This window comes from Falsiroseomonas sp. HW251, assembly GCF_050563545.1.
GTDB lineage: Bacteria > Pseudomonadota > Alphaproteobacteria > Acetobacterales > Acetobacteraceae > Falsiroseomonas.
Window position 1 is genome coordinate 23596 of the sequence record NZ_JBNXUM010000013.1, and the last position, 14294, is coordinate 37889.

Annotated in this window: 12 protein-coding genes; 9 read left to right on the forward strand and 3 right to left on the reverse strand. The window is 69.0% G+C overall.

Annotated elements, in window-relative coordinates; all coding sequences use genetic code 11:
- Positions 1 to 195 precede the first annotated feature (195 nt).
- Positions 196 to 1920 (reverse strand): MFS transporter, encoded by a 1725-nt coding sequence (locus ACLF3M_RS16665; RefSeq protein ID WP_430658080.1) that lies wholly within the window; start codon positions 1918 to 1920, stop codon positions 196 to 198.
- Positions 1921 to 2452: 532 nt separating this feature from the next.
- Between ACLF3M_RS16665 and ACLF3M_RS16670 the strand changes: the two genes are divergently transcribed.
- From ACLF3M_RS16670 to ACLF3M_RS16685, 4 genes are all read left to right on the forward strand, one after another.
- Complete coding sequence (locus ACLF3M_RS16670; protein WP_430658081.1) at positions 2453 to 2758, forward strand: DUF485 domain-containing protein; 306 nt, start codon at positions 2453 to 2455, stop codon at positions 2756 to 2758.
- Complete coding sequence (locus ACLF3M_RS16675) at positions 2758 to 4464, forward strand: cation acetate symporter (RefSeq protein WP_430658082.1); 1707 nt, start codon at positions 2758 to 2760, stop codon at positions 4462 to 4464. The genes ACLF3M_RS16670 and ACLF3M_RS16675 overlap by 1 nt, the downstream gene beginning before the upstream one ends.
- A gap of 36 nt (positions 4465 to 4500) precedes the next feature.
- Entirely contained in the window at positions 4501 to 6321 is a 1821-nt protein-coding gene (locus ACLF3M_RS16680; protein ID WP_430658083.1) for a DUF294 nucleotidyltransferase-like domain-containing protein, read from the forward strand.
- 153 nt (positions 6322 to 6474) lie between these two features.
- Positions 6475 to 7146 carry a 3'-5' exonuclease gene (locus tag ACLF3M_RS16685; protein ID WP_430658084.1) on the forward strand — a complete coding sequence of 224 codons (672 nt, stop codon included), beginning with the start codon at positions 6475 to 6477 and terminating at the stop codon, positions 7144 to 7146.
- Here ACLF3M_RS16685 and ACLF3M_RS16690 read toward each other — a convergent pair whose 3' ends face one another.
- On the reverse strand, positions 7147 to 7758 hold the full coding sequence (locus ACLF3M_RS16690) for a hypothetical protein (protein ID WP_430658085.1): 612 nt from the start codon (positions 7756 to 7758) through the stop codon (positions 7147 to 7149).
- A 73-nt stretch (positions 7759 to 7831) separates the two neighbouring features.
- On the opposite strand from ACLF3M_RS16690, the gene ACLF3M_RS16695 reads away from it, so the two are divergent.
- The 4 genes from ACLF3M_RS16695 (at position 7832) to ACLF3M_RS16710 (ending at position 11065) form a co-directional block, all read left to right on the forward strand.
- A complete protein-coding gene (locus ACLF3M_RS16695; protein ID WP_430658086.1) occupies positions 7832 to 8227 on the forward strand; it encodes a DUF4212 domain-containing protein in 396 nt (131 codons plus the stop codon).
- A gap of 4 nt (positions 8228 to 8231) precedes the next feature.
- Positions 8232 to 10286, forward strand: a complete 2055-nt coding sequence (locus ACLF3M_RS16700) for a sodium:solute symporter family protein (protein ID WP_430658087.1) — start codon at positions 8232 to 8234, stop codon at positions 10284 to 10286.
- Positions 10287 to 10452: 166 nt separating this feature from the next.
- The gene (locus tag ACLF3M_RS16705; protein WP_430658088.1) at positions 10453 to 10770 is read left to right on the forward strand and encodes a hypothetical protein; all 318 of its coding nucleotides are present in this window, start codon (positions 10453 to 10455) and stop codon (positions 10768 to 10770) included.
- 4 nt (positions 10771 to 10774) lie between these two features.
- Positions 10775 to 11065: a hypothetical protein gene (locus ACLF3M_RS16710; RefSeq protein ID WP_430658089.1), complete on the forward strand. Its 291-nt coding sequence runs from the start codon at positions 10775 to 10777 to the stop codon at positions 11063 to 11065.
- A gap of 61 nt (positions 11066 to 11126) precedes the next feature.
- On the opposite strand, the gene ACLF3M_RS16715 is transcribed toward ACLF3M_RS16710, so the two are convergent.
- The gene (locus ACLF3M_RS16715) at positions 11127 to 12830 is read right to left on the reverse strand and encodes a calcium-binding protein (RefSeq protein WP_430658090.1); all 1704 of its coding nucleotides are present in this window, start codon (positions 12828 to 12830) and stop codon (positions 11127 to 11129) included.
- A 181-nt stretch (positions 12831 to 13011) separates the two neighbouring features.
- Here ACLF3M_RS16715 and proB point away from each other — a divergent pair, with 181 nt between their 5' ends.
- Positions 13012 to 14136: a glutamate 5-kinase gene (gene proB / locus ACLF3M_RS16720; protein ID WP_430658091.1), complete on the forward strand. Its 1125-nt coding sequence runs from the start codon at positions 13012 to 13014 to the stop codon at positions 14134 to 14136.
- Positions 14137 to 14294 lie beyond the last annotated feature (158 nt).

Genomic DNA, 14294 nt, shown 5'->3' on the forward strand with positions numbered 1-14294 from the left:
GCCTGCGTCCTCCTCGAGTTCGGTGGCGGGACCCTTGCACGGACGGTCGCGCCAGGGCTTGACCCAGCGCAAGAAGAAAGGCGCCGGGATTGCCCCCGGCGCCTTCGTCAACGCGTCGGCACGGCCCTCATCAGGCGGCGATTCACGTCCTGGCCCTGCCCGCCTGCGGCGTGCACGGCCAGGACGATCGCGGCCTCAGGGCAGGCTGGATTCGGGCTCCAGCGCGTGCGGGCCGCGCTGCTTCCTGCTGGCCCCGAGGTCGTCGGCGAAGATGTCGCGATCCTTGGTTTCCGGCACCATGAAGATGCCGATGACCACGCAGGCCAGCGCGAAGCTCACGGGGTACCACAGGCCGGAATAGACGTCGCCGGTCTGGGCGATGATCGCGAAGGATGTCGCGGGCAGCAGGCCGCCGAACCAGCCATTGCCGATATGGTAGGGCAGCGACATGGAGGTGTAGCGGATCCGCGTCGGGAACAGCTCCACCAGCGCCGCGGCGATCGGGCCGTAGACCATGGTGACGAAGATCACCAGGATCGTCAGCACGGCGATGGACACCGCGACCTGCTCGCGGAAGATGTCGAAGGGACCGGACATCCTCACCACCGTCGGGTTGGACGCCGCGGGGTAGCCCGCGGCGGTGACGGCGGTGCCGACGGCGGCGGCGAAGTTGGGCTGCGTGGTCGAGACCGGCGGCTGGCTGCCGACGGTGACCACCGCGTCGCGCTGCCCCGGCTTGTCCACGACCGAGTAGTTCACCGACAGCGCGGCCAGTCGCGCCTTGGCGATGTCGCAGGGCTGGGTGAAGCGCGACGTGCCGGTCGGGTTGAACTGGAAGGAGCAGCTCGACCGGTCAACCTCCACCGTCGTCACGATGGTCTGGTGCGCCTGGGACAGCGCCGGGTTGGCCTCCGCGCTCAGCAGCTTGAAGAGCGGGAAGAAGGACAGACCGGCAATGAGGCAGCCGCCGAGGATGATCGGCTTGCGGCCGATCTTGTCCGACAGCCAGCCGAACAGCACGAAACCGCCCGAGCCCAGCAGTAGCGACCAGGCGATCATCATGTTGGTGGTGAAGCCGTCCACCTTCAGGATCGAGGAGATGAAGAACAGCGCGTAGAACTGGCCAGTGTACCAGACGACCGCCTGGCCCATCACCAGGCCGAGCAGCGCGAAGAGCGCTATCTTGGCGTTCTTCCACTGGCCGAAGGCCTCGGTCAGCGGCGCCTTCGATCCCGTCCCTTCCGCCTTCATCTTACGGAAGGCCGGGCTTTCCTCCATCTGCATACGGATCCAGACGGAGATCCCGAGGAGCACGATCGAGACCAGGAAGGGCACGCGCCAGCCCCAATCCGCGAAGGCGGCCTCGCCCGTGAAGGACCGCGTGGCGAGGATGACGATCAGCGACAGGAACAGGCCCGCGGTTGCGGTGATCTGGATGAAGCTGGTGTAGAAGCCGCGCCGGTTGTTCGGCGCGTGCTCCGCGACATAGGTCGCCGCACCCCCGTATTCGCCGCCCAGCGCCAGGCCCTGCAGCAGGCGCAGCACGATCAGGATCACCGGCGCTAGGATGCCGATCGCATCCGAGGTCGGCAGGATGCCGACGATGAAGGTCGAGGCGCCCATGATCATGATGGTGACGAGGAAGGTGTATTTCCGCCCGACGAGGTCGCCGAGCCGGCCGAAGACCAGCGCGCCGAAGGGCCGCACAAGGAAGCCCGCGGCAAAGGCGAGCAGGGCGAAGATGTTGCGCGTCGTCTCGTCGTACATCGAGAAGAACTTCGCGCCGATGATCGCCGCCAGCGATCCGTAGAGATAGAAGTCGTACCACTCGAACACGGTACCGAGCGAGGACGCCAGGATGACCTTGCGCTCCTCCGGCGTCATGGCCCTGTCGCGGGCCGCGTTGGTTGTCGCTGACATTCCCACCCTTTTCCCGGCCGGCTCTGCGGCCCACGTTTGGACGCGTCCGACGCGCCCGCGCGCGGTCGTTGGCACACGCGTGACCGAAACTGACCGAAACATGGGCATTCCGCAATTTAACTTGCTGTCAGATAAGATCGGAACGCTGCGATACGAAATTGCATGGACAACGCCGTGCTGCTGCATAACGTCCAAGTAATCTAATAGCCTGCAACTTAAGCGATTGCGTCGCTTTCGGCCGCTGACGCTACGTCGGCGACATGTCTGAACATTCACTGCCCGGCCCAGGGCAGGAAAGCTTCAAACCGTCACGTTCAGGGCACCGGAAGGCCGGTTCGACGTCACGCATGGCGCGCGATCCGACACCGCGGGGGAGCGGTCGATTCCGGCGTGGCAAGCCCGAAGGGCAGTCGCGCAACGCATCCAGATCCATCGCCGCGCTCCGCTTCGCCGGGGCCGGACCCGGAGCGTTTTCCGGCCGAGCGCCGCCCCCTCCGGGCGCGCCGGACCGGATCAGGAATGAGGAAAGCCCGTGCGCACCCCAGCAGAAGACCGCATCCTGTCGAGTTCGAACTTCAGGACCCTCGTCGCGGAGCGGAACGGCTTCGCCGTGAAGCTCTCCGTCGCAATGCTCGTGATCTATTACGGCTTCATCCTGCTCGTCGCCTTCGCCAAGCCGCTGATGGCGGCGAAGGTCGGCAGCGGCGTCACCTCGGTCGGCATCGTGCTCGGCCTGTTCGTGATCGTGGCGGCCTTCGTGCTGACCGGCCTCTACGTCCAGCGTGCCAATGGCCGCTTCGACGCGCTGACGCGCGAACTCCGGAAGGAGCTCACGTGATGAGCCGGCCCGCCCGACTCCTCCTCGTTGCCGCGCTCGCGCTCGGCATCGCCGCCGGGGCCGTCGTGTCCCGCGCCTGGGCCGCCGGCGCGGTCGAGGGCGACATCCACAAGCAGGGGCTCAACCTCGCGGCGATCGTGATGTTCTTCGCCTTCGTGCTGATGACGCTCTTCATCACTTATCGCGCGGCCGCATCCTCAAAGTCGGCCGCCGATTTCTACGCCGCCGGCGGCGGCATCACGGGCTTCCAGAACGGGCTTGCGATCGCGGGCGACTACATGTCGGCCGCGAGCTTCCTCGGCATCTCGGGCCTGGTGTTCACCTCGGGCTTCGACGGGCTGATCTACTCCATCGGCTTTCTCGTGGGCTGGCCGCTGATCCTGTTCCTGATCGCGGAGCGGCTGCGCAACCTCGGCAAGTTCACCTTCGCCGACGTCGCGTCCTTCCGGCTGGACTCGACGCGCATCCGCATCCTCTCGGCGACCGGCACGCTGGTGGTCGTCGCCTTCTACCTGATCGCGCAGATGGTCGGCGCGGGGAAGCTGATCCAGCTGCTCTTCGGGCTGGACTACCTCTATGCCGTGGTGATCGTGGGCTGCCTGATGATCGTCTATGTCGCCTTCGGCGGCATGAAGGCCACGACCTGGGTGCAGATCATCAAGGCCTGCCTGCTGCTCGGCGGCGCGTCCTTCATGGCCTTCATGGTGATGCTGCATTTCGGCTTCTCGCCGGAGGCGATGTTCGCCGAGGCGGTGCGCATCCACCCCCGCGGCGACGCGATCATGGCGCCGGGCGCGATGGTGGCCGACCCGGTCTCGGCGATCTCGCTCGGCCTCGCGCTGATGTTCGGCACGGCGGGGCTGCCGCACATCCTGATGCGCTTCTTCACCGTCAGCGACGCGCAGGCCGCGCGCAAGTCGGTGTTCTACGCCACCGGCCTGATCGCCTATTTCTACATCCTGACCTTCATCATCGGCTTCGGCGCCATAACCTTCCTGATGGACGACCCGGGCTTCTACACGCTCAACGCGCAGGGCGCGTACAACAAGATCGCCAACCTCGTCGGCGGCACGAACATGGCCGCGGTGCACCTGGCCAACGCGGTCGGCGGCTCGCTCTTCCTCGGCTTCATCTCGGCGGTCGCCTTCGCGACCATCCTCGCCGTCGTCGCCGGGCTCACGCTCGCCGGCGCGTCGGCCATCTCGCACGACCTCTGGGCCGAAGTGATCGCCCGTGGCCGGACGGATGAGCGGAAGGAGGTGAACATCTCCAAGATCTCGGCCGTGGTGATCGGCATCGTCGCCATCATCCTCGGCTACATCTTCGAGAACCAGAACGTCGCCTTCATGGTGGGCCTGGCCTTCGCCGTGGCGGCATCCTGCAACTTCCCGGTGCTGGCGATGTCGGTGCTGTGGAAGGGCACGACGACCAGGGGCGCGCTGTATGGCGGCTTCCTCGGCCTGATCAGCGCAGTCACGATGGTCGTGCTGTCCAAGGCGGTCTGGGTGCAGACCTTCGGCTTCCCCGCCGCGATCTTCCCCTACGACAACCCCGCGATCTTCTCGATGCCGATCGCCTTCATCGGCATCTGGCTGATCAGCAAGGCGGATGCCTCCGCCCGCGCGCGGGCCGAGAAGGACGCCTTCGACTCGCAGTACCTGCGGTCGGAGACCGGCATCGGCGCGGCCTCCGCGTCGGTCCACTGACGGATCGGGCCGGGGTTCGCCCCGGCCCTTTCACTCATGTCGTCAGGCTTCGACACCCGCAACCCACCCTTCGACCGGCTCACCCAGTCGGAGTGCGAGGAACTCAAGGCCGCCCTCGACATCGGCTATTTCGCGCCGGGCGAGGTCATCGTTGCGCGCGGCCGGGGCGCCGACCACCTGCACGTCGTCATCAAGGGCACCGTCGAGCTGCGGGAGGGCGAGACGCTCTCCGCCGTGCTCGGCCCCAAGGACAGCTTCGACAGCCGCGCCGTCGTCCACGGCGCCGCCGGCGAGGATTTCAGGGCGTCGGAGGAGACGCTTTGCCACCTGATCCCCCGCGCGGTCGTGATGCGGCTGATCGCGCGCAACGCGGCCTTCGCGGCCTTCTTCTATGCCGACGTCTCCCGCAAGCTCGACGCCTTCGCCGCCGCCCACAAGGCCGACGCCGTGGAGAGCGTGCTGCGCGCCCGCGTGCATGACGCGATGCGCGGCGCCGCGGTCTTCATCGACGGTTGCGCGTCCATCGAGCAGGCGGGCCATCGCATGCGCGACGCCGACACCAACGCGCTCTTCGTGCGCGACGGCGAGCGCATCGGCGTCGTGACGGGGATGAACCTGTCCAAGGCCGTCGTGCTGCGCCGCCTGCCGCTCGACACCCCGGTGCGGGAGGCCTGCCACTTCGACGTCGTCTCCGTCCCCGACGACGCCTTCATCTTCGACGCGCTGCTGACGATGACGCGCCACAACAAGCGCCGCGTCGCGGTGCAGGAGAACGGCGTCCATGTCGGCTTCCTCGAGGACATCGACATTCTCGGCCTGGTCGCCGGCAACTCCCAGCTCATCCCCGGCCGCATCGACGCCGCGCACCGCGTCGAGGACCTGGCCGCCCCCGCGCGGGAGATCCAGGCCCAGGTCGAGCGCCTGCACCGCCAGGGCGTGAAGGCCGAGGCGATCGCCGAGATCACCTCCGACCTCAACCGCCGCCTCTTCGTCCGCCTCTTCGAGCTGCTGGCGACGCCCGCGATCCGCGAGAAGGGCTGCCTGATCCTGATGGGCTCCGAAGGGCGGGAGGAGCAGACCGTCCGCACCGACCAGGACAACGGCCTGCTGCTGGCCTCGCCCGTGCCGGAGGCGGAGCTGGACGCCTTCCGCGCCGGCTTCTCCGGCGCGCTCGAGAGCTTCGGCTTCCCGCCCTGCCCGGGCAACGTGATGGTCCGCAACCCGCTCTGGTCGCAGCCGGTGGACGGGCTGGTGCGGCAGCTCCGTGCCTGGGTGCTGGAACGCTCGCCCGAGGCCGCGATGAACATAGCGATCTTCAGCGACGCCGACGCGGTGACGGGCCGCACCGACCTGCTGGTCCAGGCCAAGACCGCACTGGTCAAGCTGCTGAAGGGAGAGCAGGTGCTGCTGGCCCGCTTCGCCGGCCTGATCGAGAGCTTCGAGACGCCGGCCATGGGCCGGCTGCAGGCGCTGATGCGCACCGTCGGCGTGGGGTCGGAGGCGATCGATCTCAAGCGCTCCGGCATCTTCCCGATCGTGCACGGCGTGCGGGTGATGGCGATCGATCGCGGCAGCACCGCCAACTCCACCGCCGCGCGGATCGGCGCGCTCGCGGACGCCGGCGGCATATTCGACCGCGACTTCGGGCGGGAGCTGCTCTCGGCGCTGCGCGTCTTCATGGAATTCCGCCTGCGCAGCCAGCTGGAGGCAGTCCGGCGCGGGTCCATGGAGGGCGAGTCGCTGGTCTTCCCCTCGCGCCTCTCGCCGGGCGACCGCGACCTGCTGCGCGACGCGTTGCGCATCGTGCGGCAGTTCCGGGAGATCGTGTCCTCGCGCTACAAGCTCAACGCGTTCTAGCGGGCAGGTAAGCACTCTCCCCCACTCATGGGGGAAAGGGTTGGGTGAGGGGGACGTGCAGGATGTGGAACGAGCACATTTTCCTCAGCACGCCCCTCACCCAACCCTCTCCCCCCTGTGGGTGGAGAGGGCCTTTCCCGGCAACCCGCTGACATGCTGCCGCACTGGCTGCGCCGGCTCTTCTACCGCGCCACCCTCGGCAACCACGACTACAAGTTCCTCTTCGGCCGCCCGCCGCTGGACGAGGCGGTCGCGCTGGATTGCGAGACGACGGGCCTCGATCCCCGCGTGGACGACATCATCGCCGTCGCCGCCGTGCGCATCGCGGGCGGCCGCATCCTGACGAGCGAGCGCTACGAGGCGATCGTCGCCGCCGATGCCCGGCCGGAGGCCGACACCATCAAGGTGCACGGCATCCGCCGTAGCGACGTCGCGGGCGGCCGCCCGATGCACGAGGTCCTGCCGGAGCTGCTGCGCTTCATCGGCCCGCGCCCGCTGGTCGGCTACTACATCGCCTTCGACGTCCGCATGATCGACAAGTATGCGCTGCGCCAGATCCAGGCGAAGCTGCCCAACCCTACCATCGAGGTCAGCGAACTCTACTACGAGCGGAAATACGGCAACGCCCCGCCGGGGACCGAGGTGGATCTGCGCTTTGCCTCGCTGCTGGCCGATCTCGGCATCCCCGAGCTCGAGCAGCATGTCGCAATCAACGACGCGCTGATGGCTGCGATGGCCTGGCTGCAGCTGCGTGACATGAAGGCGCGCGGCGTGCGGATCGGGCGCGACCGGTCCCGGACCCTGCTGGCGCCGACCGGCGGGTAGCTACGCCCCCGCGACCAGTGCCGCGGCGAGCGGCGCGGGATCGAAGGCGCGCTCCATCTCCTGCTGGCTCGACACCAGGTGGAAGCGCAGCGCGCCCTTGATGGCCTGCGTCTCGCCGACGCGCTGGCTCGGGTGGATCGGGAGCGTGGCCAGCAGCGGCGCCTCGGACAGCAACGGCAGCCGGTCGGCCGGACAGGGCGCGGCCGCCTGCAGGCGGCGGAGATGGTCGGGCAGCGCGTCCCGCGCGGCGTCGAGGTCCGCCCGCTCCTCCTCCGGTGCAGGAGCCTGGTCGATGATCGTCGCGCCGATCCGCGCCAGCGCCGCGGCCAGCGCGGTCTCCCGGCCCGTCGCATGCGGGCGCAGCCAGGACTCCGCCATGCCGAGGACGTCCGGCACTGCGCCGCTGAAGACCTGCCAGCGGCAATGCCGCAGCGCCGCCGCGAAATCCGGGTCGGCGAAGTGCTCGCGCTGGTTCCGACCGGCCTTCACCTCGCAATAGTCCAGCACCGTCTTCTGCGTGAGGAAGGCGGCCCGCGCGGCAATGAAGCGGCCCAGCCCGTCGGGGCTGGCGTCGAGCTCGCGCGTGACAAGACAGCGCAGCCACGTTACCACTTCTTAATCTCTCGCATGGGTTCGGTCATATTGCGTATCGACCCCGTGAAATGCTAGCGGCGCGCCTAACCAAATGTTCACCGCGCCGCCATGCCGGGTGGAGCGGAAAGCGGTGCCGGAACAGGTCCGGCCCCGAACCCTGGACGGGGAGAGAAATCCGATGCCCTTCGAGGACGTCAGCGTCCGGCCCGCCGCCCGCGCGACCACCGCGCCGGTGGATCGGCAGACCGGCGAGGCCTATTGGAAAAAGACTTCCGGCCTGATGTGGACGGTGCTCGCGATCTGGTTCTTCGCGGGGTTCGGCGTGCACTTCTTCGCCTCCAGCCTGAACGCGATCCATGTGCTGGGCTTCCCGCTCGGCTTCTACATGGCAGCCCAAGGCAGCCTGATCATCTTCGTCGTCGGCCTGTTCTGGTTCGCCGGGCGCCAGAACCGGATCGACGAGGAATTCGGCGTGCAGGAAGACTGAGGCCATGTCCGCCAGCACCCCCGGTCCCATTGGGGACAAGGATCCCTTCATCTCCTCACTCGGCAGGATCTACGCCGGCTACACCGGCGGCTTCGTCGTCTTTGTCATCCTGCTCGCCATCCTCGAGCAGATGGGCGTGCCCGACCGCATCATCGGCTACCTCTTCGTCTTCCTGACGATCGGCGTCTACGCCTATATCGGCATCATCAGCCGCACCGCGGTGGTCAGCGAATACTACGTCGCCGGCCGGCGCGTGCCCGCGCTCTACAACGGCATGGCGACGGGCTCGGACTGGATGTCGGCAGCGAGCTTCATCGGCATGGCCGGCAGCCTCTATGCGCTGGGCTATGGCGGGCTGGCCTTCATCCTGGGCTGGACCGGCGGCTACATGCTGGTGGCCATCCTGCTCGCGCCCTACCTCCGCAAGTTCGGCCAGTACACGGTCCCCGACTTCCTCGGCGCCCGCTACGGCGGCAACATCGCGCGCGCGGTCGGCGTGACCGTGCTGCTCACCGCGAGCTTCGTCTACGTCGTGGCCCAGATCGTCGGCGTCGGCATCATCACCCAGCGCTTCCTTGACGTCTCCTTCGGCGTCGCGGTGTTCGTGGGCCTCGCCGGCATCCTGGTCTGCTCCATGCTCGGCGGCATGCGCGCCGTCACCTGGACCCAGGTGGCGCAGTACATCATCCTGATCATCGCCTACCTGATCCCGGCCATCCTGATGTCGGTGAAGGTCACCGGCGTGCCCCTGCCGCAGTTGATGTACGGCTTCGCGCTGGAGCGCATCGCGGAGCTGGAGAACGGCTTCCGCGCCGCCGGCATGACCCCCCCGCCCGGCGTGACGGGCTGGCACAGCGCGCCCTTCATCGGGCCGAACGGCGCCTTCAGCTGGAGCGCGGCGTTCAACTTCTTCGCGCTGGTGTTCTGCCTGATGGTCGGCACCGCGGCCCTGCCGCACATCCTGATGCGCTACTTCACCACCCCGTCGGTGCGCGAAGCGCGGCAGTCCGTGGCCTGGTCGCTGTTCTTCATCTTCCTGCTGTACTTCACCGCGCCGGCCTACGCCGCCTTCGCCAAGCTCGAGATCTACCAGACCGTCATCGGCCAGCCCATCGCGGCGCTGCCGGACTGGATCAAGAGCTGGCAGATCATGTCGCCCTACGGGACGCCATGGATCAACATCGTCGACACCAACCGCGACGGCATCGTCCAATGGGGCGAGTTCCGCATCCACCCCGACGTCGTCGTCCTGGCGACGCCGGAGATCGCGGGCCTGCCCTATGTGATCGCGGGCCTCGTGGCCGCGGGCGGCCTGGCGGCGGCGCTGTCCACCGCGGACGGGCTGCTGCTCGCGCTGGCCAATGCGCTGTCGCACGACGTCTATTACAAGATGATCGACCGCGAGGCGCCGACCAAGCGCCGGCTGGTCATCTCCCGCGTGCTGCTGATCGTGGTCGCGATCCTGGCGGCCTGGACCGCGGGCAACATGGGCGCCGACATCTTGTTCCTCGTCGCCTGGGCCTTCTCCATCGCCGCCGCAGGGCTCTTCGCCGCGCTGGTGATGGGCGTGTGGTACAAGACGACGACCAACGCCGCCGCGATCTGGGGCATGGGCGTCGGCTACATCTTCACCTTCGGCTACCTCATCTGGACGGAGTTCTACGGCCTGTCCTTCGTCGAGCTCTTCGGCACGAAGGACGCCATCCTGGCCGCGGCGCGGCAGACCGCGGCGCTGCCCCAGGCCGGCGCCGATCTCAAGGCCTATGCCCAGGGCCTGGTGGCCAATGCCGCGCAGATCCAGGACGGCGCGCTGTCCTGGTTCGGCCAGCTGATCCTGACGACCGACAGCGTGGTCCTGCGCGGCCGCACCGTCGCGCGTCTCTGGACGCTGAACAACATCTCCGGCGGCATCGTGGGCGTGCCGCTGTCCTTCCTGACGATCTGGCTGGTGTCGAAGTTCACCGAGGCGCCGAGCCAGGCGATGCAGGACTTCATCGACGATATCCGCATCCCGAAGGGCGACGTCCGCCTAGCCGATGGCCGGGAGGCAATCGAGTAGTTCCCAGCGCGACGCTGCGCGTCGCGATGGGGGCCCCGGAGGCTGCTTGATCCTGCGGGGCGTGGCTCTCCCTCCGGTGGCGAAGCCACCGGAGGATCCCAGGGGCGGCCACTTGTTGGCCGCCCCTTCTTCTTGCACATGCCGCACGCGCTGCGCTGGGGGGCCGATGCAGTCCTTCGTCACCGACCACCTCCTGTTCTGGATCGTCATGTATGTCCTGGCGCTGACCGCCTGGGCCTGCATCGGCCGCTTCGCGATGCAGGCCTTCGTGCCCGCGGACAGCCCGAACTACATCTGGCGCGGCTTCCGCCTGCTGACGGACTGGGCGGTGTGGTGCGCGCGCCGCATGGTTCCGTCCTACGTGCAGGGCCGCTTCCTGCCGCTGGTCGCGGCCTGCTGGCTGTTCGGCATCCGCCTGGTGGCGGGCGTGCTGCTCGTCGGCGCCGGCCTCGTGCCGAGCATCACGCCGGCAGCCGGGGGCTGAATCGGTGACGCCGCAGAACCTCTTCGTCGCGACCGTCGCGGTCTGCCTGGTCAACGGCCTGATCAGCCCCGCCCTGCCGGTGACGATGGCGCTCTGGCCGGTCTGGCTGCCGGAGATGGTGCGCCCGTCAAACGAGGTCGTCTTCTACGGGGCGTCGCTGCTCGTCTCGACCGGCACGCTGCTGGTCTCCGCCGTGCCGGCCGCGATCGCGGAACGCGCGGGGCTGGCGCAGCAGCGCGCCATGGCCGTCTGGTGCGGCGTCGCGGCGCTGCTGGTGCTGATCGGCCTGCGCTGAGCCGAGATGACGACGGCCGGGGGTCGCCCCCCGGCCGCCCGTCCAGCCCGGCGATCGCGCGTCAGAGCATGAAGTCGGTCGCGCTCAGCGCGAGCGTGCCGTTGAGCAGGATGGAGAAGTCGGCCGCGCCGTCGCCATTGACGTCGCCCTCGACCAGCGTGTTGCCGTCCGCGGTCCTGTAGTGGAGTTGCCCCGCGGCCTTGCTGAAATCCGCCTGGTCGATCCAGGTGAAGGCCTGGTTGCCGATGGCCTTCGTGCTGGCATCGATCAGCGCCAGGTCGATCTTGTCCACGCCGACCTGGAAGTCGCGGATCACGTCGCGCGCCGTCGGGTCCACCTTGCTGTCGCCCAGCGCGCGGTAGCGGAAGAGGTCCGCCCCGTCGCCGCCGAACAGCACGTCGCGCCCGGCGCCGCCCTCGATGGTGTCGCTGCCGGCGCCGCCGCGGATCAGGTCCCCGCCCGCCCCGCCCTTGACGATGTCGGCGCCGTCGCCGCCCTCGATAGTGTCCGACTTCGCCGACCCCGTCAGCGTGTCCGCGAAGCCGCTGCCGACCAGGCGCTCGAAGCCCGTGAACTCGTCGCCCTGAGCGAAGCCGCCCGAGGCCTCGCCGGTCGCCAGGTTCACCTTTACCGCGACATTGCTCAGCACGTAGCTCAGCGTGTCGATCCCGGCGCCGCCGGTCAGGAAGTCCGCGCCGGCATCGCCATAGACGAGGTCGTGGCCGTCGCCGGCGTCAATGGCGTCGTCGCCGTCCTCGCCCCAAAGCGTGTCGTTGCCCATGCCACCGTCGATCGTGTCGGCACCGGCGCCGCCGACAATCACGTCGTTCCCGCCATCGCCTTCGAGGTCGTCGTTGCCGGCGCCGCCATCCATGCTCTCCGCACCGGCGCCGCCGAGCGCGACGTCGTTCCCGCCGCCCATGGAGATCGTGCCGAACGCCTTGCCCTCGCGGCCGTCATAGAGATCGTTGCCGCCGGCAAGCTGCACGGTGCCGGCCAGGACCCCGGCATTCACCAGCCTGACGGTGGTGGTGCCGTAAAAGTCGCTGACCTCGACGGCATTGACCTTGCCGGAGATCGTCCCGGCGTTGAACACGTCGATCCATCCCGGCGCGCCGCCCGAGGAGTCGCTCGCGAGGAACAGGCCCTGGCCGTTCTGGCTCGCCATGGTGCCGGTGTTCCGGATGCTGCCCTCGTTCGCGGTCATGACCGCGGCCGCGTAGCCGTTCCCCTGCGCGCCGATCATGCCGGCGTTCACGAGATCCGCGTGCGACCCGAGCAGGGCGACGCCGCCGTTGCTGCTGCTCGTCACGGTGCCATTGTTGACGATGCTGGCGAAGTCCCCGTTCAGGGTGGCGGCCCAGTTGTTCGCGGTGATGCGGCCGTTGTTGACGAGCGTGGAGTCGAGCCCGGTCATCAGCACGCCTTCCTGGCTGGCCTTGATGATGCCGTCGTTCGAGACGGTGTTCGACTGCCCGAGGAGGTCAATGCCGACGCCGGCGACGATGAGGCCGTGCTCGCCGATCTCGACGCTCACGCCGCTCGACATGGCGGGCTGGAGCGATGCCGTGGCGGTCGTGATGCCGCGGGACTCGGTGGCGACCAGGCCGTTCACCACGACAGTTGCGCCCGGCACGTATTCGATCCGGATGGCCGGATCACTCTGCACCGTCACCGCGCCGTCGAGCCCGACGACCAGCATGTCGTTGAGGCCGCTGAGCACCTGCTGCGTGCTGGCCTGGTTGTTGACGTAGGTGATGGTCACGCTCTGGCTCCTGTCTTCCCGGACCGGGCGGCGCCCGGCGATGGCGGCAGGATGGGGATGGCAGGTTTCGCCAGGACTTCGCGCCGCGCGGTGCCGCGTTTCAATTGTTCCCCGGCCGGAAGCACGGTGTCGCCGCCGCGCCCTCCCCCCCGCGCGGCGCCCGTGCTATCGGCCCCGCGCCATGTCCTTCGACCTCCGCTCCGCCCGCCGCGTCGTGGTGAAGATCGGCTCCGCCCTGGTGGTGGACGACCGCAGCGCTGCGCCGCGCGACCCCTGGCTCGCCGGCGTCGCCGCCGATGTCGCCGCCATGCGCGCGCGCGGGACCGAGGTGATCCTGGTCTCGTCCGGCGCCATCGCGCTGGCCCGCCGCGCGCTCGGCCTGACGCGCAAGAAGCTGCGGCTTGAGGAGAAGCAGGCCGCGGCCGCGGTCGGGCAGATCCGGCTCGCCGGCGCCTGGGCCACCGCGCTGTCGGGCGTCGGGCTGAACGCCGCGCAGCTGCTGCTGACGCTCGAGGACAGCGAGGACCGGCGCCGCTACCTGAATGCGCGCGCCACGCTCGGCACGCTGCTGTCCCTGAACTGCATCCCCGTCATCAACGAGAACGACACGGTGGCCACCACCGAGATCCGCTTTGGCGACAACGACCGGCTCGCCGCGCGCGTCGCGGAGATGGTGGAGGCCGACGCGCTGGTGCTGCTCTCCGACATAGACGGCCTCTACACCGCCGACCCCCGCAAGGACCCGGCGGCGCAGCACCTGCCGGTGGTCGAGCACCTGACGGACGAGATCATGGCCATGGGTGGCGAGCCGCCGCCCGGCTATTCCTCGGGCGGCATGCGCACCAAGCTGATCGCGGCGAGGATCGCCACGTCAGCGGGCTGCGCCATGGCGATCGCGCTCGGCAAGCCGGACAGGCCGCTGCAGGCGATGGAGCAGGGCGCGCGCTGCACCTGGTTCCTGCCGGAGCCCGCGGGCCGGTCGGCGCGCAAGCGCTGGATCGCGGGTAGCCTGGCGCCGCTGGGCGCGCTCGTTGTGGACGAAGGCGCGGCGCGAGCGCTCGCGCGGGGATCGTCGCTGCTGCCCGCCGGCGTGCGCGCGGTGGAAGGCGACTTCCGCCGCGGCGATCCCGTCAGCGTGAAGGACGCCTCGGGGCAGGAGCTGGCGCGGGGGCTCTCGGCCTATGACGCCGCCGATGCGCGGCGCATCGCGGGGCACCGCAGCGAGGAGCACGAGGCGATCCTCGGCTGGCGCGGGCGGGACGAGATCGTCCACCGGGATGATCTGGTGGTTCTGGCGGGGGCTTGAGGGCTCGCGGCAAGGCCCGCTCCACCCGCAGGGGGGAGAGGGTGGGGTGAGGGGGGCGTGTAGGATGCCGAGCACCTCGCATGTCCTCCGCGTCCCCCTTACCCGACCCTCTCGCCCATAAGCGGGGGAGAGGGCTTAATGGCCATATCCAGGAGACC

What these genes read in the sequence shown, in the direction of transcription:
- ACLF3M_RS16665 (WP_430658080.1), bottom strand. Translation starts at nt 1,920, where the DNA reads ATGTCAGCGACAACCAACGCGGCCCGCGACAGGGCCATGACGCCGGAG.
- ACLF3M_RS16675 (WP_430658082.1), top strand. Translation starts at nt 2,758, where the DNA reads ATGAGCCGGCCCGCCCGACTCCTCCTCGTTGCCGCGCTCGCGCTCGGC.
- ACLF3M_RS16680 (WP_430658083.1), top strand. Translation starts at nt 4,501, where the DNA reads ATGTCGTCAGGCTTCGACACCCGCAACCCACCCTTCGACCGGCTCACC.
- ACLF3M_RS16685 (WP_430658084.1), top strand. Translation starts at nt 6,475, where the DNA reads ATGCTGCCGCACTGGCTGCGCCGGCTCTTCTACCGCGCCACCCTCGGC.
- ACLF3M_RS16695 (WP_430658086.1), top strand. Translation starts at nt 7,832, where the DNA reads ATGTTCACCGCGCCGCCATGCCGGGTGGAGCGGAAAGCGGTGCCGGAA.
- ACLF3M_RS16700 (WP_430658087.1), top strand. Translation starts at nt 8,232, where the DNA reads ATGTCCGCCAGCACCCCCGGTCCCATTGGGGACAAGGATCCCTTCATC.
- ACLF3M_RS16705 (WP_430658088.1), top strand. Translation starts at nt 10,453, where the DNA reads ATGCAGTCCTTCGTCACCGACCACCTCCTGTTCTGGATCGTCATGTAT.
- proB (WP_430658091.1), top strand. Translation starts at nt 13,012, where the DNA reads ATGTCCTTCGACCTCCGCTCCGCCCGCCGCGTCGTGGTGAAGATCGGC.